27 protein-coding genes are annotated in these 21987 nt (G+C 63.0%); 10 read left to right on the top strand and 17 right to left on the bottom strand.

The genetic code is table 11. The features are described 5' to 3' along the window. Nucleotides 1-21: 21 nt before the first annotated feature. Together AC5J09_RS24700 and AC5J09_RS24705 are read right to left on the bottom strand one after the other, a co-directional pair. The gene (locus AC5J09_RS24700) at nucleotides 22-363 is read right to left on the bottom strand and encodes a DMT family transporter (protein WP_018095705.1); all 342 of its coding nucleotides are present in this window, start codon (nucleotides 361-363) and stop codon (nucleotides 22-24) included. 46 nt (nucleotides 364-409) lie between these two features. Then, nucleotides 410-964 (bottom strand): TetR/AcrR family transcriptional regulator, encoded by a 555-nt coding sequence (locus AC5J09_RS24705; protein WP_018095706.1) that lies wholly within the window; start codon nucleotides 962-964, stop codon nucleotides 410-412. A 174-nt stretch (nucleotides 965-1138) separates the two neighbouring features. Here AC5J09_RS24705 and AC5J09_RS24710 point away from each other — a divergent pair, with 174 nt between their 5' ends. After that, entirely contained in the window at nucleotides 1139-1531 is a 393-nt protein-coding gene (locus AC5J09_RS24710) for a globin domain-containing protein (RefSeq protein WP_494298757.1), read from the top strand. 5 nt (nucleotides 1532-1536) lie between these two features. Then, a complete protein-coding gene (locus AC5J09_RS24715; protein ID WP_018095708.1) occupies nucleotides 1537-1899 on the top strand; it encodes a DUF423 domain-containing protein in 363 nt (120 codons plus the stop codon). 305 nt (nucleotides 1900-2204) lie between these two features. Here AC5J09_RS24715 and hmuQ read toward each other — a convergent pair whose 3' ends face one another. The 5 genes from hmuQ to AC5J09_RS24740 all read right to left on the bottom strand — a co-directional run bounded on the left by hmuQ (nucleotide 2205) and on the right by AC5J09_RS24740 (nucleotide 5021). Beyond that, the gene (gene hmuQ / locus AC5J09_RS24720) at nucleotides 2205-2519 is read right to left on the bottom strand and encodes a heme-degrading protein HmuQ (protein ID WP_100671872.1); all 315 of its coding nucleotides are present in this window, start codon (nucleotides 2517-2519) and stop codon (nucleotides 2205-2207) included. 169 nt (nucleotides 2520-2688) lie between these two features. Continuing rightward, a complete protein-coding gene (locus AC5J09_RS24725; RefSeq protein ID WP_494298758.1) occupies nucleotides 2689-2955 on the bottom strand; it encodes a hypothetical protein in 267 nt (88 codons plus the stop codon). Between the two features lie 50 nt (nucleotides 2956-3005). Then, complete coding sequence (locus AC5J09_RS24730) at nucleotides 3006-3419, bottom strand: DUF2325 domain-containing protein (protein ID WP_494298759.1); 414 nt, start codon at nucleotides 3417-3419, stop codon at nucleotides 3006-3008. Between the two features lie 206 nt (nucleotides 3420-3625). Continuing rightward, on the bottom strand, nucleotides 3626-4552 hold the full coding sequence (locus tag AC5J09_RS24735; RefSeq protein WP_494298761.1) for an energy transducer TonB family protein: 927 nt from the start codon (nucleotides 4550-4552) through the stop codon (nucleotides 3626-3628). Nucleotides 4553-4592: 40 nt separating this feature from the next. Continuing rightward, entirely contained in the window at nucleotides 4593-5021 is a 429-nt protein-coding gene (locus AC5J09_RS24740; RefSeq protein ID WP_127710171.1) for a hypothetical protein, read from the bottom strand. A gap of 187 nt (nucleotides 5022-5208) precedes the next feature. Here AC5J09_RS24740 and hemP point away from each other — a divergent pair, with 187 nt between their 5' ends. The 7 genes from hemP to AC5J09_RS24775 all read left to right on the top strand — a co-directional run bounded on the left by hemP (nucleotide 5209) and on the right by AC5J09_RS24775 (nucleotide 10430). Next, on the top strand, nucleotides 5209-5391 hold the full coding sequence (hemP, locus tag AC5J09_RS24745; protein WP_411921605.1) for a hemin uptake protein HemP: 183 nt from the start codon (nucleotides 5209-5211) through the stop codon (nucleotides 5389-5391). Between the two features lie 10 nt (nucleotides 5392-5401). Then, a complete protein-coding gene (locus AC5J09_RS24750) occupies nucleotides 5402-6463 on the top strand; it encodes a hemin-degrading factor (RefSeq protein ID WP_494298762.1) in 1062 nt (353 codons plus the stop codon). Between the two features lie 56 nt (nucleotides 6464-6519). Continuing rightward, nucleotides 6520-7470 carry a heme/hemin ABC transporter substrate-binding protein gene (locus tag AC5J09_RS24755; protein ID WP_411921679.1) on the top strand — a complete coding sequence of 317 codons (951 nt, stop codon included), beginning with the start codon at nucleotides 6520-6522 and terminating at the stop codon, nucleotides 7468-7470. Next, nucleotides 7457-8575: a FecCD family ABC transporter permease gene (locus AC5J09_RS24760; RefSeq protein ID WP_494298763.1), complete on the top strand. Its 1119-nt coding sequence runs from the start codon at nucleotides 7457-7459 to the stop codon at nucleotides 8573-8575. Before AC5J09_RS24755 ends, AC5J09_RS24760 begins: the two co-directional genes overlap by 14 nt. Nucleotides 8576-8583: 8 nt before the next feature. Beyond that, the gene (locus AC5J09_RS24765) at nucleotides 8584-9375 is read left to right on the top strand and encodes a heme ABC transporter ATP-binding protein (protein ID WP_100671988.1); all 792 of its coding nucleotides are present in this window, start codon (nucleotides 8584-8586) and stop codon (nucleotides 9373-9375) included. 213 nt (nucleotides 9376-9588) lie between these two features. Beyond that, entirely contained in the window at nucleotides 9589-9951 is a 363-nt protein-coding gene (locus AC5J09_RS24770) for an ElaB/YgaM/YqjD family protein (protein WP_324762161.1), read from the top strand. Between the two features lie 47 nt (nucleotides 9952-9998). Continuing rightward, nucleotides 9999-10430: a hypothetical protein gene (locus tag AC5J09_RS24775; protein WP_100671881.1), complete on the top strand. Its 432-nt coding sequence runs from the start codon at nucleotides 9999-10001 to the stop codon at nucleotides 10428-10430. Between the two features lie 70 nt (nucleotides 10431-10500). Here the strand turns inward: AC5J09_RS24775 and AC5J09_RS24780 are convergent, their stop codons facing one another. The 3 genes from AC5J09_RS24780 to rsiA1 all read right to left on the bottom strand — a co-directional run bounded on the left by AC5J09_RS24780 (nucleotide 10501) and on the right by rsiA1 (nucleotide 13031). After that, nucleotides 10501-12006, bottom strand: a complete 1506-nt coding sequence (locus AC5J09_RS24780; protein WP_324762163.1) for a sensor histidine kinase — start codon at nucleotides 12004-12006, stop codon at nucleotides 10501-10503. A 295-nt stretch (nucleotides 12007-12301) separates the two neighbouring features. Next, complete coding sequence (locus AC5J09_RS24785; RefSeq protein WP_003525557.1) at nucleotides 12302-12856, bottom strand: RNA polymerase sigma factor; 555 nt, start codon at nucleotides 12854-12856, stop codon at nucleotides 12302-12304. 7 nt (nucleotides 12857-12863) lie between these two features. Beyond that, the gene (gene rsiA1 / locus AC5J09_RS24790) at nucleotides 12864-13031 is read right to left on the bottom strand and encodes an anti-sigma factor RsiA1 (protein WP_018095722.1); all 168 of its coding nucleotides are present in this window, start codon (nucleotides 13029-13031) and stop codon (nucleotides 12864-12866) included. 161 nt (nucleotides 13032-13192) lie between these two features. On the opposite strand from rsiA1, the gene rsiB1 reads away from it, so the two are divergent. Beyond that, nucleotides 13193-13987 (top strand): PhyR-type response regulator RsiB1, encoded by a 795-nt coding sequence (gene rsiB1 / locus AC5J09_RS24795; RefSeq protein ID WP_003525566.1) that lies wholly within the window; start codon nucleotides 13193-13195, stop codon nucleotides 13985-13987. Between the two features lie 455 nt (nucleotides 13988-14442). Here rsiB1 and AC5J09_RS24800 read toward each other — a convergent pair whose 3' ends face one another. The 7 genes from AC5J09_RS24800 to AC5J09_RS24830 form a co-directional block, all read right to left on the bottom strand. After that, nucleotides 14443-16026: an FGGY-family carbohydrate kinase gene (locus AC5J09_RS24800; protein ID WP_494298764.1), complete on the bottom strand. Its 1584-nt coding sequence runs from the start codon at nucleotides 16024-16026 to the stop codon at nucleotides 14443-14445. Between the two features lie 84 nt (nucleotides 16027-16110). Then, nucleotides 16111-16785 (bottom strand): HAD family hydrolase, encoded by a 675-nt coding sequence (locus tag AC5J09_RS24805; protein WP_198516699.1) that lies wholly within the window; start codon nucleotides 16783-16785, stop codon nucleotides 16111-16113. Further along, nucleotides 16782-18266: a mannitol dehydrogenase family protein gene (locus tag AC5J09_RS24810; RefSeq protein WP_494298765.1), complete on the bottom strand. Its 1485-nt coding sequence runs from the start codon at nucleotides 18264-18266 to the stop codon at nucleotides 16782-16784. Before AC5J09_RS24810 ends, AC5J09_RS24805 begins: the two co-directional genes overlap by 4 nt. A 26-nt stretch (nucleotides 18267-18292) precedes the next feature. Beyond that, nucleotides 18293-19066, bottom strand: coding sequence for an L-iditol 2-dehydrogenase (locus AC5J09_RS24815; RefSeq protein ID WP_494298766.1), 774 nt, complete (start codon nucleotides 19064-19066; stop codon nucleotides 18293-18295). Further along, nucleotides 19063-20064, bottom strand: a complete 1002-nt coding sequence (locus AC5J09_RS24820) for an ABC transporter ATP-binding protein (RefSeq protein ID WP_494298767.1) — start codon at nucleotides 20062-20064, stop codon at nucleotides 19063-19065. The genes AC5J09_RS24815 and AC5J09_RS24820 overlap by 4 nt, the downstream gene beginning before the upstream one ends. A gap of 30 nt (nucleotides 20065-20094) precedes the next feature. Next, complete coding sequence (locus tag AC5J09_RS24825) at nucleotides 20095-20925, bottom strand: carbohydrate ABC transporter permease (protein ID WP_018095728.1); 831 nt, start codon at nucleotides 20923-20925, stop codon at nucleotides 20095-20097. A 4-nt stretch (nucleotides 20926-20929) separates the two neighbouring features. After that, on the bottom strand, nucleotides 20930-21802 hold the full coding sequence (locus tag AC5J09_RS24830) for a carbohydrate ABC transporter permease (RefSeq protein WP_018095729.1): 873 nt from the start codon (nucleotides 21800-21802) through the stop codon (nucleotides 20930-20932). Between the last annotated feature and the right edge of the window lie 185 nt (nucleotides 21803-21987).

Consider the following 21987-nt stretch of genomic DNA (forward strand, 5'->3'; position numbering starts at 1 on the left):
CGAGCGCGATCGTCACCGCGATCAATGGAAGGTGGATTTCGAGAAGAGGTTGAGTACCAGCACGCCGGCGATGATGAGCCCCAGCCCGAGAATAGCCGGCAGATCGAGCTTCTGACCGAAAACCACGTAGCCGGCGATCGAGATCAGCACGATGCCGAGGCCGCTCCAGAGCGCATAGGCGATCCCGACCGGGATGTAGCGGAGCGCATAGGAGAGGAAGAAGAAGGCGACCGCGTAGCACAGAACCATGAGCACGGTGGGCGTCAGCCGCGTGAAGTGCTGCGCCGCCTGCATGGCGGACGTGCCGAGCACTTCGAAGACGATGGCGATCACCAGAACGGTGTAGAGCGTGGCGGGATTCACGGAACGTCTCCGATCGAAGTATGGGAAAGCGGCACGGGTCTGCCCTCTATTCCAGCGAAAGCGCGTTGAGTTTCTGAAGCAGGATCGCCCTGGTCGACGCTTCGATGTCGTGGCTGCGCATCAGATCCGACAGCCAGACGCCATCGGCGGCGAAGCGGGCGAGCAGACAATTTGGCGAACTGTCCGTCGCGGCGAATTGCGCGGACCGGCGCGCCACCCATTCGCGCCAACGCTCCTTGAGGTGCGGCTCGGCCAAGAGCGCAATGGTCAGCATCTGCCAGCCTTGCGCCTCCGCATCGAGCGCGAAACAGACGCCGAGATAGGCACGCGTAAAGCGTCCCTTCTCGACGTCATCTCCGGCCATCGCTTCGTCGAGGGCGCTGTCGAAACGCACGACGAGATCATCGAAGAGGGCGTCGAGCAGAGCCAGCTTATTCGGGAAATGGTGCAACAGCCCGCCTTTGCTGACACCCGCCGCCTGCGATACGGCGTCGAGGGTGACCGCGGCGATGCCCTGCTCCAGCGACAGGCGTCCCGCGACCTCCAGCAATTGCCGGCGGACGCGTTGCGGCTGCTTCTTTCTTGAAGGGGCGTTTGTCATAGCTCATAAACATACCGTCTGGACGGTTTGTCAAGTGGCTTTCCTCGGGGCGATGTTCGTCGCGCGGAAGGCAGACGACGATGTCTGCCGCGCCGAAAAGCCGCAAGCGAAGGAATGGCAAGCCATTGCCCGCCCGGTTCGCGCGCTGTACCAATCCCGGCGAGGAACGTGACCATGACGGAACCGCAAACGACGACGCTTTACGAGGCGATCGGTGGCGACGCCACCGTGCGCGCCCTGACACGGCGCTTCTACGAACTGATGGACAGTCTGCCCGAGGCGGCGCGCTGCCGCGCAATCCACCCGCCGGATCTGACCGGCAGCGAGGAAAAGTTCTACGAATATCTGACCGGCTGGCTCGGTGGACCGCCGATCTATGTGCAGAAACGCGGCCACCCCATGCTGCGCCGCCGGCACTTCATTGCCGGGATCGGGCCTGTCGAGCGCGACGAATGGCTTCTCTGCTTCACCCGCGCACTCGAAGAAACCGTCTCCCACCCGAAGCTGAGGGACATCATCCTGGAGCCGATCACCCGGCTCGCCCATCATATGCAGAACAAGGAATAGCCAGGATGCCGAACAGCGGACTGCGCTCGACCATGCTTTTCGTCGCCGGCCTCATGGGCCTCTTCGGCGTCGCGAGTGCCGCCGCCGCTTCGCATGGCGATCCGCGTCTTCTCGGCGGCGCATCGGCCATGTGCCTCGCCCACGCACCGGCGCTCGTCGCGCTTCATGCCGGATGGGCGCACTTCCGCACCGCCGCCCTCGCCGCCTTGCTGCTGGCGGCAGGCACGGCACTCTTTGCCGGAGACCTCACCATGCGCCATTTCTCGGGCCACGGCCTCTTCCCAATGTCGGCGCCGCTCGGGGGCCTGACGATGATGGCCGGCTGGCTTGCCGTCGCGATCGGGGCATTCCTGCGCCCGGAAGCGTGAGGAGGGACAAGCCCGAAGTACAGGAATTCCGGTAAGAGGGGAGTTTCAGTATGCAGTCGCACATTTTCGGAGGCAGACTGGCCTTCCGGATGAAAGTGAACCACACCTGTTGAGATTCGGAGGACCGCAATCTCTCTCATCCTCATCCCTGTGCTTGTCACAGGGATCCAGCAGCGCCGCGTCTGCGGCGCGGAAAGCGTTTTTTCAGCCCAAGGACTTGGTCTGGCTGGATTCCTGTGACAAGCACAGGAATGAGGAAATCAAACAAGCCGCCGCGGGTTCGCCAAGCATGACGGCGCGGCAGATCAGGCACCCTCGACGACGGTAAAGCCCTCGAACTTCGGGGGACCGAGATACATTGCCTTGTTTTCGCCGGCGCTTCGGTGCGCCGCCCGGAAATTATCGGACTTGGTCCAGGCGATGAAGGCGTCCTTGGTCTCCCAGGCCGATTTCGAAATAAAAGGCGTGTAGCCTTCCTCCGGCACGCTGTCGCCGCGCAGCAGATGGAATTCGATGAAACCCGGCATCTCCGAGAGAGAAGAGTCCCGCGCCTTCCAGACCGCCTCGAAGGCCTCCTCCTGGCCGGCTGCGACACGGAAACGGTTCATGGCGAAAAACATGGCTAGCTCTCCTGTAGCGGGATGAGGAAAGTGTGTGCGGTTTTTCGCCCGCATCCCGCGCCTCAACTATTAGCGCATCCCAATGTTTCATGGAAACACTGGAATGCCCTAACCCTTGGTCCAACGCACTTCCGGACGGAAGCGGTTACACACGTTTCCTGGAAGCGATCTAGGCCTTCTTTTGCGAGAGGGGCTGCGCGATCGTTGACGGAAACGGCAGGACAGCTCCCCCGCTCGGCGGCGCAAGGCCGAGAGGATCCCTCGCCGGCGGGCGCGCCTGCCAGGTCGGAAACTCGGTCACGTTTTCGTTTTCCTCGAGCATCCGTGCTCGGCGCGTGAGAAGCTCGTAGAGCTCGGGAACCAGTCCGTCACCGAATTGCGAAGCGAGTTTGTGGAGACCGATCATCGTCATCTGATCGGGACGTTCGTCATGCATTTGAAAGCTCCATGCGGCCGGCGAATCTCGTCTGACCGCTCGTAAAAGATTCAGTTCTCGCTGCCGTTTCCGGTCAGATCCTGAAGCGCCCGCTCGAGACTCGACTTCGAGCCGTTGCGCAACGGCACGAAGGCCTTGCCCCACTTCTTGCAGCCGGTCTTCACGCGAAGACACGCATCGTGGCTGATGCAGTCGATCGGGCAGAAGACGCAGTCGACCGAGGGCAGGACGCGATCGATGCGCGATACCGCCTCCCGTAAACCGCCGTCATGGTGGATGAGTTCCGCACCGTAGGAACTGGCGATCTGGCGCAGATGCGCAACCTGGCAGTCGCGTCCGCCGACATAGAGGAAGCTGCGGCCCTCGAGCGTCACCTTTCCGGCATTGGATTGCGGCTCGCTCTGCGCATCCTTTGCCCTGCCCTTGCCGCCCTTGCCTGCATTCTGGTGCCGCTTGCCACCCATCCGTCGTCTCCGTCTTGCTCCGCGACGTCGGCCCTGCGGCCCATCGCCAATCAGATTTGGCACACACCGATCGGTTGCGTGACGGAGGCAACCTATAAAACTTGATAGCGGGAGTAAAGTATAAACATGAGAGTTTCAATCATATATTTCGATGCTCGCCTTCGCGACTTTTTCCTCGCCCGCGGAAGCAGATTCACAGCCTGAATTCACCGGGTGAAGGAAACCGGGATGTTGAATTCCCATCTGTCGCGGCCCGCACCGGCGGGAATGGCCGGGAAAGGTGCCGCCCGGCGGACGGTTTCCAACGCCGCCTGATCGAGGACGGGTGAACCGGCGCTTTTCGTTATGCCGACCCTTGCCACCCCACCACCGGAAGTTACGGTAAAGGCGACATGGGCAACACCCCGCAGCCCCTGCCGTCTGGCCTCGGCCGGGTAGCGAATAGCGCGGGTCAGCTTTCTTCTGACCTTGCCGGGATAGTTCGACACCGCGGCATTGCCGATTTCCCGCGACGCACCGCGGCTTTCTCCGGTGGCGGCAGCCGCCGTGGCATTCTCGGCGCCGTCGGCCTTGCCCTTTTTCTGCGATTTCGCCTGGGCGCCGCCCTCACCTGCCTTTTTTCGGACGACCTTCTTTTTCTTCGCCGGCTCCTTCTTCGGCTCCACCTTCTCGACCTCGGGCTTCAAGACTTCCTCAGGGTCCGGTCTCTCCTGCGGAATGACGGTCTCGACCGGAGCGATGCTTGCGATCACGTCTGCTTCTTCGGCCTGGCTCGCCGGCATCTCTTCCGCGGGAAGTATGACGTCCGCCTCCGTCGGCGTCATCTCGGACGGCTCCTGGGCAACAGGTTCGGTCTGCACCGGCTCTACGGCTTCGGCCACCTCTTCCGTCGGTTCTATCTCGGTCGGCTTCAGCTCCTCGGGGGTCTCTTCCGTCGGCTCCACCACTTCGGATGGGTCCCCCGCCTGAACGGCATCTTCGAAGGCGTTGCCGAGCATCGACACTTCCACGGTGGAGCCGCCGGCGATGAGCGCCAGCTCCTTTTCCTCATCCGGAGCAAGCAACATCGCCCCGCCGGCATGCGCCAGCAGGGAAAGGCCGATCGCCGCCGCCCATTTCACCATGTGTTTCATTCTGTCTTGCCTTCCGTCGGCAATTTCGCGAACGCGAACCTCAGCCCTTGAGCTCCACGGCCGATTTCGAGCCGGTCTTCAGGCCCGTCATACATGCACCCTTGTCGACGCCTTCGCCGACGCAGGTCGGCGCATCGTTGATCAGCAGGCTTTTCACCGCCTCGCACTTCGTACCCGGCAGATCGAATTGCCTGACTTTCGTCTTGCCCGCGGGAAGATCCCTGAAGTCGAGCACGGCCATGCGCTCGACCAGACCTTTCTGATCGAAGAGCACGAATTCGAACGAGACCTTCGAAAGAGCGAGCGCGCTACTGGCGACGAAGGTCAACTTGCATCCCTTTTCCGACGACGCGATCTCATTGAGCTCGATCGAAAGGCCGGCTGGCGCGGCAGCATCCTGCGCTCCGGCTGCCCCTGCCGTGAAGAGAGCTGCAAAGGCCGCAAAGGCAAAACGGGAAAAATAAGTCATCCTGGCACCACTCGCTGTCCGCGGCGGTCCTTTGGGTTCCCGCACGCGTTCCTTTTAACTTGACCGCAACATTCCGGTATTGCGTCCTTAATGAAATATGAGTAGTGAAGTCAAGATACTAACTGGAATGGGCGGGATCAATGGATGACGCACTCGTCTCGTCTCCTACTCGCGAACCGGCAAAACCGTGACACCGAACGACAACGATAATCCACGATCCCCGCAGACCGAGACGCCGCTGAACCGGCCGCAACCGATCGTCGAGAGCCACGACCTTTTCCGCGGCCACAACGAGATTCTCATTTCCCACGACGGGGCGATCTACCGAATGAAGATCACCCGCCAGGGCAAGCTGATTCTGAACAAGTAGCGAGATGACGATGACTGAGAGCGCTCACCCCACCCCGTCCGATATCCGGGCCTATCGCGCCGAGAATCCGAAGCTGCGCGAACGCGACATCGCCGCGAAGCTCGGCATTTCCGAGGCAGCGCTCGTCGCCGCCGAATGCGGCCTTACCGCCGTCCGGATAGAATGCAGCGCCAGCCGCTTCCTCGAGCGCGTCGAGGAGCTGGGCGAAGTCCTTGCGCTTACCCGCAACGAAAGCGCCGTCCACGAAAAGGTCGGCGTCTACGAGAACATCAAGCAAGGGCACGGCGCGGCTCTGGTGCTTGGTCCCGAAATCGACCTGCGCATCTTTCCCGGCGCCTGGGCACATGGTTTCGCCGTGACCAAGACGGATGCGACAGGGGAGGTTCGCCGCAGCCTGCAGTTCTTCGACAAGTGGGGCAATGCCGTCCACAAGGTTCACCTGCGTCCTCTCTCGAACCTGGCCGCCTATGAGAAGATCGTCGAAGACCTTCGCCTGGACGATCAGTCGCAGGACTTCATCGCCGATCCCGGCGCACCCGCGGCCGACGATTCGGCCGATGCTGTAGTCGATACGGCGGAGCTGCGCGACCGCTGGTCGAAGCTCACGGACACGCATCAGTTCCCCGGCATGTTGCGCAAGCTCAATATCGGACGGCGCCGGGCGCTGCACGCGATCGGCGACGACTTTGCCTGGCGGCTCGACACGGCCTGCATCGAGATGATGATGCGCAATGCTGCAGAGACGGCCCTGCCGATCATGTGCTTCGTCGGCAACCGCGGCGTCATCCAGATTCATTCCGGTCCCGTCGTCAAGATCGGCACCATGGGGCCGTGGCTGAACGTGATGGACGAAACCTTCCATCTGCATCTGCGCACCGATCACATCGCCGAACTCTGGGCCGTGCGCAAGCCGACGGCGGACGGACACGTGACCTCCCTCGAAGCGCTCGACGCCAAGGGCGAGATGATCATCCAGTTTTTCGGAAAGCGGAAGGAAGGTTCCTCGGAGAGGGCCGAATGGCGCAGCCTGGTCGAGGCGCTGCCCCGCCTGGAAGCCGTCGTCGCGGCCTGATGGTGCCGCCCGACCGGGCGGCGATTTGGGACGACACGCACAGATCAAAGGAAGTGATGATGAACGGCTTTGGTATCCGCCGTCTTCGGCGTTGGGAAATGGCCCTCGCGGCCTTCGCGCTGTCGGCGCCTTTCGTTCTGCCCCTGCTTGCGCCGGGAACTCCTCCGTTCCTGCGCCCGGCGATGGCCGAGGTGCTCGAGCAGCCGGACACCTCCCGCGTCGTCTCGGTGGGCGGCGCGATTACCGAAATCATCTATGCGCTCGGCGAGGAGAACCGCCTCGTCGGCCGCGATTCCACCAGCATTTACCCGGAGGCGGCGACCAAGCTGCCGGATGTCGGCTACATGCGGCGATTGGCGCCCGAAGGCGTTCTTGCCGTCAACCCGACGGCAATCGTGGCCGTCGAGGGCAGCGGCCCGCCGGAAACGCTCGCCGTGCTCCAGGAGGCGAACATTCCCTTCACCAGCATCCCCGAGACCTATGACAAGGACGGCATCGTCAACAAGATCCGCGCGGTCGGAGCCTTCCTCGGCGTGAAGGAAAAGGCCGAAACGCTCGCGCAATCCGTGGAGAGAGATCTCGCCGCCGCCGTGGCCGACAGTGCCGCTCGCCCGCAAGCCGAGCGCAAGCGTGTCCTCTTCGTTCTGAGCACCCAGGGCGGCAGAATCCTCGCCTCCGGTACCGGCACCGCCGCCGCCGGCATCATCGAGCTTGCCGGCGCGGTCAACGCCGTCGGCACCTCGCCCGGTTACAAGGCGTTGACGGAGGAGGCGATCATCGAGGCCAAGCCCGATGTGGTCCTGATGATGAACCGCGGCGATAGCCATGCTGCAGGCCCCGACGAACTCTTCGCGCTTCCGGCCCTCAGCCTCACCCAGGCGGCAAAGACCAAGGCGCTGATCCGCATGGACGGGCTGCATCTGCTCGGCTTCGGTCCTCGCACGGCAGGCGCTATCCGCGAACTCAACGCCGCAATTTACGGAAAGAAGACCAATGCCTCGCAGTGAGGCCATGGAAGGCACGATGCGCAGGCCGGCACTTGCCGCCCGGATCGTCCGCGACTGGCGCAACGGAGACCGGGCGGGCCTGGCGCGTGGCCTGATCCTCGTTCTGGCGATACTGGCGGCCGTGACGTTCATGACCTCCATCACCACCGGCGCGGCCGACGCTTCGCTCGGCAATATCCTTCGGTGGCTTTTCGGCGAGGCCGATCAGGCCATGAGCGCCCGCGACCGAATCATCATCCTCGATATCCGTCTGCCGCGTGCCGTGCTCGGCATGCTCGTCGGCGCGTCGCTTGCCGTTTCCGGCGTCGTGATGCAGGGCCTCTTCCGCAATCCGTTGGCCGATCCCGGCCTTGTCGGAGTTTCCTCCGGCGCAAGCCTCGGCGCGGTGCTGCTGATCGTGCTCGGTGACGTTGCCTTTGGCCCGCTATTCGCGGTCTTCGGCTTCTATGCCCTCCCCTTCGGCGCCTTTCTCGGCGGCCTCGCCACCACGCTGCTGCTCTACCGGATCGCTACCCGCGGCGGCCAGACCTCGGTCGCGACGATGCTGCTGGCGGGCATTGCGCTGGGCGCGCTTGCCGGTGCAGTGACGGGCGTACTCGTCTTCATCGCGGACGACAAACAACTGCGCGATCTCACTTTCTGGGGCCTCGGATCGCTCGCCGGCGCCAACTGGACCAAGATCGGCGCCGCCGGACCGATCATCCTCCTGTCACTTGCAGTCGTCCCCTTCCTGGCGCGCGGGCTCAACGCCATCACGCTCGGCGAAGCCGCCGCCTATCACATGGGCGTCCCGGTTCAGCGGTTGAAAAACATCGCCATCTTCAGCGTCGCCGGCGCCACCGGCGCGTCGGTGGCCGTCAGCGGCGGCATCGGATTCGTCGGCATCGTCGTTCCGCATCTCCTGCGGCTGATCATAGGCCCGGATCACCGCTACCTGCTGCCCGCCTCCGCCCTCCTTGGCGGCACGCTGCTGATCTTCGCCGACATGCTGGCCCGCACCATCGTGTCGCCGGCCGAACTGCCGATCGGCATCATCACCGCCTTCGTGGGTGCGCCCTTCTTTCTCTGGGTCCTGCTCAGGGGCCGGTCGAACTTGGGACTTTGATTGCGAACATGATCAGAGCATCCGACATTTCCGTCCGCCTTGCCGGAAGACAGGTGCTGCACGGCATCTCCCTCGATGCCGCTCCCGGTGCGATGACTGCAATCGTCGGCCCGAACGGATCGGGCAAGACCACGACCTTGAAGGCGATCTCGGGCGAGCTCACGCCTTCGGCCGGTAAGGTCACCATCAACGGTCGCGACATCGCAAGCCTGAAACCATGGGAGCTCGCACTGAAGCGGGGCGTGTTGCCGCAATCGACGGTCATCTCCTTTCCCTTCACCGTCAGGGAAATCGTTCGCCTCGGCCTCGAGGCAAACGGAACCGGCAAATCGGCCGCCGGCGACCGGACAGCCGATGAAGCTCTGGAGGCCGTCGATCTCGCCGGCTTCTCCGGCCGCTTCTACCAGGAACTTTCGGGCGGCGAACAGCAGCGGGTCCAGCTCGCACGCGTCCTCTGCCAGATCTCGGCGCCGGTCGCAGACGGCGAACCGCGCTATCTCCTGCTCGATGAGCCGGTATCGAGCCTCGACATCCGCCACCAGCTCACGATCATGCGGCTTGCGCGCCAATTCTGTGCCGACGGCGGCGGTGTCGTCGCAGTCATGCACGATCTCAACCTTACATCGATGTTTGCCGATCAGATCGTGATGATGAAAGCCGGCCGCATCCGGGCGCGCGGAGCGCCGAAAGACGTGCTGACCGACGAGACCATGGAAGCGGTCTTCGGCTGCCGAATGCGGGTGAGCGTCGCTCCGGCACAGGATATCCCGTTCGTATTGCCGCAGTCCGCCACGATGTGAAACCGGGCTCAAGAGGCAACGTCAGGATTACCGAAACAAATTCCTCCCTCATGCGTTGATCTACAATGCCGGCGTGTAGACCGCGCCCGCTTGGAGTGCCGCGTGTCCTATCGGGCGCACAATGAGCCGGGAAGCGTGCCTTCGCCGGCCGATTCGCATGAACCGACCACATGCCGGCCGTTTCGCGCCGGCACAGCAGCGAGGGAAAAGACAATGGCGACAGGCATGTTCTCGGGCTCGGGCAGCCGCAAGCGCAACGGTAGCGCGATCGACCCGTCGATGGAGGATCAGCTCAACGAAATACGCGAAGACATCGCGCAGCTCATGACGCTGATTGCCGACCGCGGGGCTGCGGCTTCGCGTGATGCAAAGGCCAAGGCGCGCGGCGCCCGTGACCAGGCCGAAACCGATCTGCACGCCTTGTTGGAGAGCGGCGAGCAGATGCTTTCCGACTTGCGCGGCCGCTATGCGGATACGGAAAGGGAGGTTCGTCGGACGATACGCGAGCATCCTCTTGCGACGCTCGGCACCGCAGCCGTTATCGGCCTCATCGCAGCCGCTTTGCTGCGCCGATGAGGACCTGTCAGGCGTCGCGTTGACCGAGTATGAAGGGGAGCTACCTTATGGGGACACTCGGAACTGTCCTGTCGGCCCTGCTTGCGTTCGACGCCGCCGCTGCGGCGTCGCGCTATAAGCGAAATGTGGTCCTCTGGGCCATCATCGCCGTGCTTCTCGGCAGCGCCTACGTCTTCGCCCTGATAGCAATCGCCCTGCTTCTCTCGGCGCGCTATTCGCCGGTCGCCGCAGCGCTGACGGTCACCGCCGCCCTGATCGTGACGGCTCTGGTCGTCATCGGCGTCATGGCCGGGCTGAACGCCCGCGACCGCCGGCTTGCCGACGAACGCCGCCGCCGCTCGGCGATGCGGACGAATCTTGCGCTCGTTGCGGTGACAAGCATCCTGCGCAAACAACCGCTTCTGGGAGCCGCGACCGGGATTGCCGTTGCCGCGCTGCTGGGACTGAGCCGGGGCCGCAAACGCAGCGACGATCGATAGTTGATATCGCACGGAAAAGGCGCCGGCGGGGCCTTTTCCGTGCGCCGAGGCGCGGTCCCTCAGACTGCACTCAAAGCGGCAGTCGGATCAATGCCGTGACCCCCGCAGGCAGATATTCCACTTTCACCGAGCTCCCGATGATCTTGTCCAGGCTGCGCTCGATCAGGATCGAGCCGAAACCGCGGCGACGCGGCTCGCGAATAGGCGGTCCGCCCACTTCGGTCCAGGTCAGATGCAGGACGGTCTCGCCGTCCTCGACCACGCGGCGCGCCGTCAGCACGATTTTCCCCGTCGGGACCGAGAGCGCGCCGTATTTTACCGCATTGGTCGCCAATTCGTGCAGCACCAGTCCAAGCCCAACGGCCTGGTCGGGACCCAGCAGGATCTCGTCCTTGTGCAGCTCGACCTGTTGGGAATAATCGCTGACATAGGGCAGCAACTGTTTCGAAATCAGTTCCGAGAGGTGGATCGTGCCCCATTCGTAGTCGGAAAGGAGTCCGTGCGCCTCGGAAATCGCCTGAAGGCGGCCGGCAAAGGCGGTCATGAACTCGGCTGGGTCACTCGTTTGCCGGAGCGTCTGGCGGGCGAGCGACTGGAGCATTGCAAGCGTGTTCTTGACCCGATGGTTCAGCTCTTTCAGCAACAGCCGCGTACGGTTCACCGACGCCTGCTGGTCCGAGACGTCGATCGTCATGCCGAGAAAGCTCAGGGGCGCGCCCTTGCTGTCGCGGTCGTGCACGCGGCCGCGGCCCAGAAGCCATCGCCCGTTCGTGCCGATGCGAAACATGCCGTCATATTCCTCGTTGGCAGCCATCGCCTGACGGAGCTTCGAGAAGGTCGGGATCCGATCCTCGGGATGAATGGCGGAAAAGATCGCCTTGGCGCCGACGGTGCGCTCCGGCGGAAGACCGAACATGCGCATCATCGCGCCATTGCCTGAAACCGTGCCGGCGCGAATGTCCCAGAGCCAGCTGCCGACATTGGCCGCGTCGAGCGCCATGGCGAGCCGCTGCTCCTCGCGGGAAAGCGCGGCCTCCTTGAGCGCACGCCGGCGCGTCTCGTCCTTCAGCTTGAACAGCGAGGCGGCGACACCTGCGATGCGCTGCAGCTCGCTTTGCCGTTTGGCCGAGACCTCGGACCGGGGCTCGACATCGAGAACCGCGACGGTTCCGATCGCCTGACCGTCCAGAACAATCGGCGCGCCCGCATAAAAGCGCAGGAATGGCGGGCTGGCGACCGCCCGGCGGTGGCGGAACGCCGGATGACGGGAGGCATCAAGCACGAGGAAGGGGCCGCCGTCGCCTGCCGCAATCGTATGGACGCAGAAGGACTCGCGAACGTGCGACCGCGTTTCAGCCGTGCCTATGCACGCCTTGAACCATTGCCACTCGCGGTCGACCAGGCTGACGAGAGCGATAGGCGCGTCGAAAAGGCTCGCGGCAAGCCGCGCCAGCCCGTCGAAATCCTCGTCGGGAATCGACATGTCCGGCACGGCGGCCTGAAGGACGCCGAGCCGCTCCGGCGCGTCGAGCACCTGCGCTACCGCTGGAAGCATCGCCTCTGTCTTTTCACGCATTCGGCCTGAACTCCAAACTCGCGCAGGCACCTGAATTTCAGCTCCGCTGAATGTTGCCTTCGACCGGAGCCGGTCTAGGGAGGAAAACATACAGCAAATTGGAGCAATATGGCGACCACGCTCCCTCGGTCGAACGCAGCCCTCCGAATGCCCTCTTTCGAGCGCCGCACGAACTTCAATCCGGCACCGGTCTATGCATATGTCCTTGAACCGCTATCGATTCAAGGACAAAACATGCAGCAGATCGAGGTGCTACAGCGACTTCGCGCGGCCGACAGGACGCTGCGGGATCGCATCAGGAAACGAAGGCACGCGAGGTGATGGGTGCGGAGGTCTCGTCGGGCCCGTAGTCGTTTTCTCCCCTAACCTGGAGAATTTCCTGCAGCCGTTGACGCGCTCTGTTGACACGGCTCTTGATCGTTCCGAGCGCACAGCCGCAAATCGTGGCGGCCTCCTCGTAGGAAAAGCCGGAGGCCCCCACAAGGATGATCGCTTCACGTTGATCGGGCGGCAACTGTTCGAGCGCCCGGCGGAAATCCTGCAGATCGAGCGAGCCGTATTGTTCCGGGTGATGGGCGAGCGTCTCCGTCAAATGGCCGTCGCTGTCCTGCACCTCGCGCCCACGCTTGCGCATCTGACTGTAAAGCTCGTTGCGCAGGATCGTGAAAAGCCAGGCCTTCATATTGGTACCGATCTCGAAATGATCCTGCTTGGCCCAGGCCTTCATGATCGTGTCCTGCACGAGATCGTCGGCCCGGTCATGTCGCCCGATCAGTGACATCGCGAAGGCGCGCAGGCTCGGCAGCGCGGCAAGCATCTCACGCTTGAACTCTTGATTTTCGGATGACATCCGGCGCTTACTCCTTGCCCTGCAGAGCCGATTGCTGTTCCGCAGCTTCCAGCTTTTCCAGTAGATCGAGAAAGCGTGCCGGTATCGCTTCCTCCTGCACCGACTGATAGAGGGCCTTCAGCTTCACCGCAATCTGCGCATTCGGATCGTCGGAGGACGGACTTTTACCGCTCATCCGCCCTGCCCCTGTCGTATATCTCATTGTTACAATTTCGCCCTTGAAAGTTCGCCTGCTCCATAACGCAGCGGAAAAATGAAATGTTCCGAAGCGGAACCATTTTTTCGGCGAAACGTTTTCGCAACGATATTACGCCCATGGATTGAGGGAGTCCCTGAATGACATTGTCCACCCGTATTGCTCCATTTCTTCCTTATCTGCGCCGCTATTCGCGTGCCCTGACCGGGTCGCAGACCTCTGGAGATGCCTATGTCGCGGCCGTGCTTGAGGCACTTATCGCGGATACGTCGATCTTTCCGGAAGCAAGCAGCGACAGGGTAGCGTTGTTCCGTCTTTTCACGTCCATGTTCGGATCGTCTTCCGTCCTCGTGCCGGAGCCGGTGTCGCCCTTTGCCTGGGAACAGCGCGCATCCGTCAACCTTGCGGCCGTCTCGCCGCTCGCACGCCAGGCGTTCCTGCTCGTATCGGTCGAAGCCTTCACCCCACAGGAAGCCGCCGAAGTACTCGATGTAGACGCCGCCAAGCTGGCCGCACTTCTCGACCGCGCATCCCAGGAAATTTCCCGTCAGGTTGCAACCGAGATCATGATTATCGAGGACGAGCCGCTGATCGCGATCGACATCGAGCAGATGGTCGAAAGCCTCGGCCACAGCGTGACCGGGATCGCACGCACCAAGGATGAAGCGATCGCCCTCTATGAGACGACGAAGCCGAACATGGTGCTCGCAGACATCCAGCTCGCCGACGGCAGCTCGGGAATCGATGCCGTCAACGAAATCCTGAAAACGGCTGCCGTTCCGGTGATTTTCATCACGGCCTTCCCGGAGCGTCTCCTGACCGGTGAACGTCCCGAACCCACGTTCCTCGTTACCAAGCCGTTCAATCCGGAAATGGTGAAGGCCCTGATCAGCCAGGCGCTGTTCTTCAACGAGACGACGAAGGCTGCGGCCTGAGTCGAGATTTGCCCTCACCCACAGGGGCCCCGGCGGCATTGCTTTTTTACAGTGTCGGGGCCTCATCCCAAATGCTCGTCACAAGATGAGGGCGCCGCGTCGGCGGCGCAGACGTTTCTTTCAGCCCGAAAACTTGGGCTGACTGGATTCCTGTGACAAGCACAGGAACGCCGCGCCTAAGATGATCACCATAGCAAACGCCCATAAGGAACTCGGTCGGATCGCCCCGATGCTCCCGAAGCAAAACAGCCAGTGCCGAGGGAAGGGCACTGGCTGAGCTTTGGCAACTCACTGAGGGGGGATGTGAGTTGGCAACCGGCGGTATGCCTCCGACGTCACATTGGGGGCGATGTGCGTCACCGTCCGGTTATCGCCATAATGCACGAGGCGAAAAAAGGTTCCGCGGATAATCGGCAAGATCTGCAGATGAAAATCTGCACCCCTCACATGTCGAATCACTCCATCGACTCCAGCTCCTCGCGATGCCGATAGAGCGCGAGGAAGCGCCGATAATCCCGGTCGTAGATGCGGCGCAGCGCCGGATCGGGGAGCCGTTCCGTTCCAGCCGACGACATCGCCGGTCCGGCGCTGGCGAGGTCCGGATAGAGCTCTCCGGCGACGGCCGCCGTCATTGCCGTGCCGAGGAGAACGGCGTCGGGCACCTGCGGTGCGACGACCCGGCAGCCGGTGACGTCGCAATAAAGCTCCATTAGCAGGGGGTTGCGCACATGCCCGCCGGTCACGTGCAGCGTGTCGAGTTCGTAGCCCGCTTCCTTCATCATCTCCAGGATGTGGCGAATCCCGAGCGCTATCGCGACGCAGGTCCGCCAATAGAGCCGGCACAGCGCATCGAAGGAGGAGTCGAGCGGCAGTCCGCTGATGACGCCGAGTGCATGCGGATCGGCAAGCGGCGACCGGTTGCCGTGGAAATCCGGAAGCACGTGAAGGCGCTGGGCAAAGTCCGCACCATGAAGCGCGCGCATTTCCTGCACCCGCTCGATGATCCTCGCATGGGTTTCGGTCGTCGGCGGCAGTCCGCCTCCGTGCAGCCGCACGATATGATCGAGCAGCGCTCCAGTCGCCGACTGACCGCCTTCGATGAGCCAGAGCCCGGGCAAGACCGCTTCGAAATAAGGCCCCCACATGCCGAAACCCGGCTTCATGTCCTTGGAAAAGGCGACGATGCAGCTCGAGGTTCCGCCGATCAGTGCCAGCTGGCGCTCCAGCTTCGCCGGCGCGTCCGCGAAGCCGCCGAGCACGCCGAGCGCCCCGGCATAGGCATCGATCAGCCCCGGCGCCACCTGGCATGCGGTGTCGAGCCCGAGCTCCTCCGCCGCGCTCGCGCTCAGGCGCCCGACGGCTCGCTCCACCGGCAGCGTCTCCTCGGGCAAGCCACCACGTTCGAGGAGGTCCTCAAGACCGATCTGGTCCAGATAGTCCTGCTGCCACCCGCGTTTCTCGTGGGCGAGATAGTTCCATTTTGCCGTCAGCGTACAGCGCGAGCGGGCCGGACTTCCGGTCGCCCGCCAGGACATGTAGTCCGCGAGGTCGAAGAAATACCCCGCTCGTTCCCATTGCTGCGGGAGGTTGCGCTTCAGCCACATCAGCTTCGGCATTTCCATCTCGGGCGACATCACCCGCCCCGAATGATCGAGAACGGGATGTTTCGTCGCCGTACAGAAATCCGCTTCCGCCAACGCCCGGTGGTCCAGCCAGACGATGGTGTCCCAGCGTGCCTCCCCCTGACGATTGACCGAGAGCGGGAGGCCGTCGCGATCGCGCACGACGAGCGAACAGGTGGCGTCGAAGCCGATCGCCGCAATGCTTTCCGCCGGCACAGCCGCCTTCTCGCGCGCCGATCTGACCGCCCCGCAGACCGCAGCCCAGATGTCCTCGGAATCGTGTTCGGCGTGGTTTTCCTCCGGACGGTTCATCGCAATCGTCCGATCGGCCCGCGCCAGGAGCCTACCTTGCCGGTCGAAGACGCCGGCACGGGCGCTGCCGGTTCCAATATCGACCGCCACGACATATTCGCGCATCAATGGATGCCCCCGTCCCGAAAAAATGATGGAAGTTCGCCGAGCGGGACGACGCGGCAGCAAAACCGCCCCGTCCTGCTCTCCCTATTGACGGACAAACTGTATCAATTCGCCCATGTCGTCAAACAGCACGTCGGGTTCGAGGCTGGCGAGCGTCCGCCGGTGGCGGTCGTTTCGTGCGTGGCTGCCCCCCGCGAAGGCGAAGACGCGCATGCCGGCGGACTTTGCCGCCTCGATGCCGGCCGGGCTGTCCTCGATGACGATGCAATCGGACGGGTGATAGCCCATCTTAGCGCTTGCATGCAGGAAAAGGTCGGGCGCCGGCTTGCCGCGCGCCACCATGCTGGCGCTGAAGATGTTCGGCTCGAAGAGATCGATGAGCCCCGTCACGGCCAGCGAGAGGCGGATGCGCTCCGGCTGGCTCGACGAAGCCACGCAATGGGCGGTGCCCAGCCCTTCCACCGCCTCGCGTATGCCGGCGATTGGCCTCAGTTCCTCGCGAAATCGTGCATAGAGCCGTGTCCGCATGCCTTCGAGAAAAACCTCGTCGGTCGCAAGTCCGTGTTCTTCGTGCAGGATCGTCGACATCGTCTTCAAGCTGCGGCCGAGGAAGCGCTCGCTCGCCTCCTCGGTCGTCATCGAAACGCCGGCAGCCGCGAGCGCGTCGACGAGGACCCCGAGCGAAATCGGTTCGCTGTCCACCAATACGCCGTCACAATCGAAAATCACCAGCCTGGAGGCGTGCCCCACCATCGTCATTCCCCGAGGTTTCCGTCCAGATAAAGCTGGAGCGTGGCACGCGTACCCTTTTCCCAAAGCACTTTCAACGCGTGAGCGAAACGGCGGCGGAAGAGATCGGATTGCGCGACATCGCCGAAGATGTCGGCAAGCGCAAGGAACGCCATCGGATCGTCCTTCGCTGCAACCGCGGCGGCATGCAGCCGGTCGGCATTGGCATCGTTGAAAACGATCTCCTTGCCGCCATCCGACTTGCCGGCGAAATAGCGGCACCACAGCGCCGAAACGAGCGACAACCCGACGACGTCTTCGCCGCGGCGCAGGCGGTCGGCCGTCGACGGCAGGATGAATTTCGGCTGTCGGTTGGAGCCGTCCTGCGCCAGCCGCGCGACCGTGTCGCCGATCTTCGGATTGGAGAAACGCGTCTCGATGAGCTTGTAATAATCCTTCAGATCCGTGTCCGGAACCGGCGGTATCACCGGGATGATCTCGTCGTGCTCCAGCTTTGACAGGAAGGCGCGGATCAACGGCTCCTCCATCGCCTCATGAACGAAATGGATGTCGAGCAGTGCCGCCGGATAGGCGATCGCCGCATGGCCGCCGTTGAGGATACGGATCTTCATATGCTCGTATGGCGCGACGTCCGGCACGAACTGCACGCCCACCTCTTCTAGCGCCGGGCGGCCTTGCGGGAAACGGTCCTCCAGCACCCATTGCTTGAATTCCTCGCAAAAGACCGGCCAGGCATCGTCGACTCCGTATTGCGAGGCGACGATGCCGATCTCGCGGGCACCGGTTGCCGGCGTGATGCGGTCGACCATGCCGTTCGGAAAGGCGACATTGGCATCGATCCAGTCCGCAAAGCCCGGATCGGAGAGGCGCGCCAGACCGGAGACGGCAGCGTGGGTGACCTCTCCGTTTCCAGGAATATTGTCGCAGGACATGATCGTGAACGGCGGAATGCCCTTGGCGCGGCGTTCGGCGAGCCCCGCCAGGATGAGGCCGAAGACGGTTTTTGGAGCCGTCGGATCGCGCGCATCCTCGACAATCGCCGGATGCGCCGGGTCGAAGACGCCGGATGCCGGATCGATGAAATAGCCGCCTTCGGTGATCGTCAGGGAAACGATGCGGATGAGCGGGCTTGCGAGCTGCGCCACGATCGCGGGCGTGTCGCCAGGCTCGAGATAGGCGATCATGGCGCCCGTGACATGCGCGCCCGTGCGGTTGTTGTCCTGCTCGACCACCGTCGTCAGGAAATCCTGCGCTTCGAGCTTGTCGCGCATGACCTTGTCCGATGGCAGGACACCCGCGCCGATAATCGCCCAATCGCGATCGCGTCCCAAGTTGAAAAGGTCATCGAGATAGACCGCCTGATGCGCGCGGTGGAAATTGCCGACGCCGAAATGCACGATGCCGGCCCGAAGGTCATGCCGGCCGTAGTTCGGGACGCCGGCCCTGGCTTTGACCGCGTCTAGCGTGGCAAGGGAGAGTTTGGTCGCCATCCTTTCAATCCTTTCGCGAACGAGCCTCAGCTCATCCAGTTGCCGCCATCGACGTTATAGGTCTGCGAGACGATGTAGTCGCTTTCCGCCGAGGCGAGGAAGATCGCCATGCCGGTCAGGTCCTCTGCGGTGCCCATGCGTCCGAAGGGAACGGCCTCCCCGACCAACCGTTTTTTCTCGCCGCGCGGACGGTTCTCGTATTTGGCGAAAAGCGCGTCGACGCCCTCCCAGTGCTCACCGTCGACGACGCCGGGAGCGATGGCGTTGACGTTGATGCGGTGTTTGATGAGGTCGAGACCGGCCGACTGGGTAAGGCTGATGACCGCAGCCTTGGTGGCGCAATAGATCGCCACCAGAGCTTCCCCACGCCTGCCCGCCTGACTCGCCATGTTGATGATCTTGCCGCCCCTGCCCTGCGCGATCATCTGCCTGGCGGCCGCCTGCAAGGTGAAGAGTGTGCCGGCGACGTTGATCGCGAACAGTTTTTCGTAGCTCTCGCGGGTAATCTCGACGATCGGCGCGAGGTCGAAGAGCGCGGCATTGTTGACGAGGATGTCCAGCCCGCCGGCATGTTCGACGGTCGCGGCGATCGCGGCGTCGATGGAGTCATGCCGGGTCACGTCCATTTCGACCGCATAGGCCGCGGACCCGATCTCCGCCGCCGCCCGTCTCGCCCGCTCGATATCGATGTCGGCGATGGCGACCGTGGCGCCCTCGCGCACATAGGCTTCGGCGAAAGCGCGGCCGATACCCCGCGCCGATCCGGTGATCAACGCGCTCTTTCCTTCAAGACGTTTCATCGAATTGCCATTCCCTTTTCATCGAACCTGTGAAGGCGCTCGGGATCCGGCGTCAGATAGACCTGATCGCCATGGGTCACCGCGAAGTCGCCGCCGACGCGCGCCGTCAAAGTGCCGATGCCGTCTGCATGCACGTGCAGGAAGGTGTCCGAGCCTAGATGCTCGGCCACTCCCACCGTGCCCCGCCACGTGCCCTGTTCCCTCGAAAGGGCAATATGCTCCGGGCGGATGCCGATCGTGTGGGCCTGATGGGCCGCGGCAGGCGCACCGGTGACGAAGTTCATCTTCGGCGACCCGATGAAACCGGCGACGAATAGATTGTCCGGCCTGCGGTAGAGGTCGAGGGGCGAGCCCACCTGCTCGATGCGGCCGCGGTTGAGCACGACGATCTTGTCGGCCATGGTCATGGCCTCCACCTGGTCGTGCGTCACGTAGACCATCGTCGTCTTCAGTTGCTGGTGAAGCTGGCTGATCTCCAGTCGCATGTTGACCCGCAGCGCGGCGTCGAGATTCGACAGCGGCTCGTCGAAAAGGAAGGCTTCCGGCTGGCGGACGATCGCCCGGCCGATCGCGACGCGCTGGCGCTGGCCGCCGGAAAGCTGGCGGGGCTTGCGGTCGAGATAGTCGGTGAGGTTGAGGACGCGCGCCGCGTCCTCGACCTTCTTGTCGATCGTGGCCTTGTCCTCGCCCGCCATCTTCAGCGGAAAGGCGATGTTGGAGCGCACGCTCATATGCGGATAGAGAGCGTAGGACTGGAACACCATCGAAAGGCCGCGCTTTGCCGGCGGCAGCTCGGTGGCGTTGCGGCCGTCGATGACGATCTCGCCGTCGCTGACGTCCTCCAGTCCGGCGATCAGCCTCAGAAGCGTCGACTTGCCGCAACCCGAGGGGCCGACGAAGACGACGAATTCGCCGTCGGTGATATCGAGGTCTATCGAGGGAATGACGGCGTGGGCGCCGAAGACCTTCGATACGTTCTTGAGAGTGATGCTTCCCATGGTTTTACCCTTGTTTGAACCGCGTCGCCCTTACTTGACTGCGCCGAAAGTGAGGCCGCGCACGAGCTGTTTTTGCGAGAACCAGCCGAGGATGAGGATAGGGGCGATCGCCATCGTCGAGGCCGCCGACAGCTTGGCGTAGAAGAGGCCCTCCGGGCTCGAATAGGAGGCGATGAACGCGGTGAGCGGCGCGGCCTTCGCGGCGCTCAGGTTCAAGGTCCAGAACGCTTCGTTCCAGGCAAGGATGATGTTGAGCAGCAGCGTCGAGGCGATGCCGGGGATCGCCATCGGCGTCAGCACATAGATGATTTCCTTGGAGAGCGAGGCGCCGTCCATGCGCGCCGCTTCGAGGATCTCGCCGGGGATCTCCTTGAAATAGGTGTAGAGCATCCAGATGATGATCGGCAGGTTGATCAGCGTCAGCACGATCACGAGCCCTGTGCGCGTGTCGAGCAGTCCCCAGTTGCGGAATATCAGATACATCGGCACCAGCACGCCGACCGGCGGCATCATCTTGGTGGAAAGCATCCACATCAGCACGTCCTTGGTGCGCTTCGTCGGCGAAAACGCCATCGCCCAGGCTGACGGGATCGCGATCAACAGGCCGAGCAGGGTCGAGCCGAAGGAAACGACCACCGAATTCATGAAGTGCTTCAGGTAATCCGACCGGCTCTGCACCTCGGAATAGTTTTCTGTCGTCCAGTCGAAGAAGAGGAAGACCGGCGGAGAGGCGATCGCCTGGGCTTCCGTCTTGAAGCTCGTCAGGAAGGTCCAGAGGATCGGAAAGAAGATCAGGATTCCGATCGTCCAGGCCACCACGGTCGTGATGAGCTTGCGCCCGGTAGAGACATTGCGTGCCATGGTCTCAAGCCTCCAGCGTCTTGCCGATCATGCGCATCAGGAAGAATGCGACGATATTGGCGAGGATGACCGCGATGATCCCGCCCGCCGAGGCGCCGCCCACATCGAACTGCAGAAGGGCTTGGGCGTAGACGAGGAATGTGAGGTTCGTGCTCTGCGTACCCGGACCGCCATTGGTGGTGACGAGGATCTCGGCGAAGACCGACAGCAGGAAGATCGTCTGGATCAGGATGACCACCGTGATCGCACGCGAGAGATGCGGCAGGACGAGATAGATGAAGCGGCTTACCGCGCCTGCGCCGTCCATCTGTGCGGCTTCCTTCTGCTCCTCGTCGAGCGACTGCAGCGCCGTCAGCAGGATGAGCGTGGCGAAGGGCAGCCACTGCCAGGCGACGATCAGAATGATCGAGAGAAGCGGCGCGTTGGCGAGAAAGTCGAACGGCTGCAATCCGAGCAGCTTGGCAAGCCAGGCGAAAAGTCCGTTCACGGGATTCATGAACATGTTCTTCCAGACCAGCGCCGCCACCGTCGGCATGATGAGGAAGGGCGCGATCACCAGGATGCGCACGATCCCCTGCCCGAACATCGGCTGGTCGAGAAGAAGCGCCAGCCCGATGCCGCCGACTACGGTGATGAAGAGCACGCCGAGAACGATGGCGAGCGTGTTGAATATCGCCTGGAAGAAGGCCGGGTCGGTGAGGAAATAGGTGTAATTCGTAAGCCCGGCGAACTCCTCCATCCCCGGCATCAGCAGGTTGTAGCGCAGCAGCGAGAAATAGACCGTCATGGCCAGCGGCACGATCATCCAGGCCAGAAGCAGGAGCACCGAGGGCGCGATCATCAATCGCGCGGCGGAGCGGGTGTGCAAGGTCGCCATGGCGTCCCCCGTGTGAAGTCGACGCGGTTCTTCAAAAACGGCAAGCGTATCGCCATCCGAACGCGCGCCATGAATTGGAAAAGTCAGAGCGGAACGCGGATCGAAGGCGGGTTGCCCCTTTCCCCGTCCCGCTCTGGAGGTAGCCGGGGCGTTCGCTGTTTCCAGCAGACGCTCCGGCTCCTTGG

The sequence above is a fragment of the Sinorhizobium sp. genome (genome assembly GCF_059070375.1).

What these genes read in the sequence shown, in the direction of transcription:
- AC5J09_RS24705 (WP_018095706.1), bottom strand. Translation starts at nt 964, where the DNA reads ATGACAAACGCCCCTTCAAGAAAGAAGCAGCCGCAACGCGTCCGCCGG.
- AC5J09_RS24710 (WP_494298757.1), top strand. Translation starts at nt 1,139, where the DNA reads ATGACGGAACCGCAAACGACGACGCTTTACGAGGCGATCGGTGGCGAC.
- AC5J09_RS24715 (WP_018095708.1), top strand. Translation starts at nt 1,537, where the DNA reads ATGCCGAACAGCGGACTGCGCTCGACCATGCTTTTCGTCGCCGGCCTC.
- hmuQ (WP_100671872.1), bottom strand. Translation starts at nt 2,519, where the DNA reads ATGTTTTTCGCCATGAACCGTTTCCGTGTCGCAGCCGGCCAGGAGGAG.
- AC5J09_RS24725 (WP_494298758.1), bottom strand. Translation starts at nt 2,955, where the DNA reads ATGCATGACGAACGTCCCGATCAGATGACGATGATCGGTCTCCACAAA.
- AC5J09_RS24730 (WP_494298759.1), bottom strand. Translation starts at nt 3,419, where the DNA reads ATGGGTGGCAAGCGGCACCAGAATGCAGGCAAGGGCGGCAAGGGCAGG.
- AC5J09_RS24735 (WP_494298761.1), bottom strand. Translation starts at nt 4,552, where the DNA reads ATGAAACACATGGTGAAATGGGCGGCGGCGATCGGCCTTTCCCTGCTG.
- AC5J09_RS24740 (WP_127710171.1), bottom strand. Translation starts at nt 5,021, where the DNA reads ATGACTTATTTTTCCCGTTTTGCCTTTGCGGCCTTTGCAGCTCTCTTC.
- AC5J09_RS24750 (WP_494298762.1), top strand. Translation starts at nt 5,402, where the DNA reads ATGACTGAGAGCGCTCACCCCACCCCGTCCGATATCCGGGCCTATCGC.
- AC5J09_RS24755 (WP_411921679.1), top strand. Translation starts at nt 6,520, where the DNA reads ATGATGAACGGCTTTGGTATCCGCCGTCTTCGGCGTTGGGAAATGGCC.
- AC5J09_RS24760 (WP_494298763.1), top strand. Translation starts at nt 7,457, where the DNA reads ATGCCTCGCAGTGAGGCCATGGAAGGCACGATGCGCAGGCCGGCACTT.
- AC5J09_RS24765 (WP_100671988.1), top strand. Translation starts at nt 8,584, where the DNA reads ATGATCAGAGCATCCGACATTTCCGTCCGCCTTGCCGGAAGACAGGTG.
- AC5J09_RS24770 (WP_324762161.1), top strand. Translation starts at nt 9,589, where the DNA reads ATGGCGACAGGCATGTTCTCGGGCTCGGGCAGCCGCAAGCGCAACGGT.
- AC5J09_RS24775 (WP_100671881.1), top strand. Translation starts at nt 9,999, where the DNA reads ATGGGGACACTCGGAACTGTCCTGTCGGCCCTGCTTGCGTTCGACGCC.
- AC5J09_RS24780 (WP_324762163.1), bottom strand. Translation starts at nt 12,006, where the DNA reads ATGCGTGAAAAGACAGAGGCGATGCTTCCAGCGGTAGCGCAGGTGCTC.
- AC5J09_RS24785 (WP_003525557.1), bottom strand. Translation starts at nt 12,856, where the DNA reads ATGTCATCCGAAAATCAAGAGTTCAAGCGTGAGATGCTTGCCGCGCTG.
- rsiA1 (WP_018095722.1), bottom strand. Translation starts at nt 13,031, where the DNA reads ATGAGCGGTAAAAGTCCGTCCTCCGACGATCCGAATGCGCAGATTGCG.
- rsiB1 (WP_003525566.1), top strand. Translation starts at nt 13,193, where the DNA reads ATGACATTGTCCACCCGTATTGCTCCATTTCTTCCTTATCTGCGCCGC.
- AC5J09_RS24800 (WP_494298764.1), bottom strand. Translation starts at nt 16,026, where the DNA reads ATGCGCGAATATGTCGTGGCGGTCGATATTGGAACCGGCAGCGCCCGT.
- AC5J09_RS24805 (WP_198516699.1), bottom strand. Translation starts at nt 16,785, where the DNA reads ATGACGATGGTGGGGCACGCCTCCAGGCTGGTGATTTTCGATTGTGAC.
- AC5J09_RS24810 (WP_494298765.1), bottom strand. Translation starts at nt 18,266, where the DNA reads ATGGCGACCAAACTCTCCCTTGCCACGCTAGACGCGGTCAAAGCCAGG.
- AC5J09_RS24815 (WP_494298766.1), bottom strand. Translation starts at nt 19,066, where the DNA reads ATGAAACGTCTTGAAGGAAAGAGCGCGTTGATCACCGGATCGGCGCGG.
- AC5J09_RS24820 (WP_494298767.1), bottom strand. Translation starts at nt 20,064, where the DNA reads ATGGGAAGCATCACTCTCAAGAACGTATCGAAGGTCTTCGGCGCCCAC.
- AC5J09_RS24825 (WP_018095728.1), bottom strand. Translation starts at nt 20,925, where the DNA reads ATGGCACGCAATGTCTCTACCGGGCGCAAGCTCATCACGACCGTGGTG.
- AC5J09_RS24830 (WP_018095729.1), bottom strand. Translation starts at nt 21,802, where the DNA reads ATGGCGACCTTGCACACCCGCTCCGCCGCGCGATTGATGATCGCGCCC.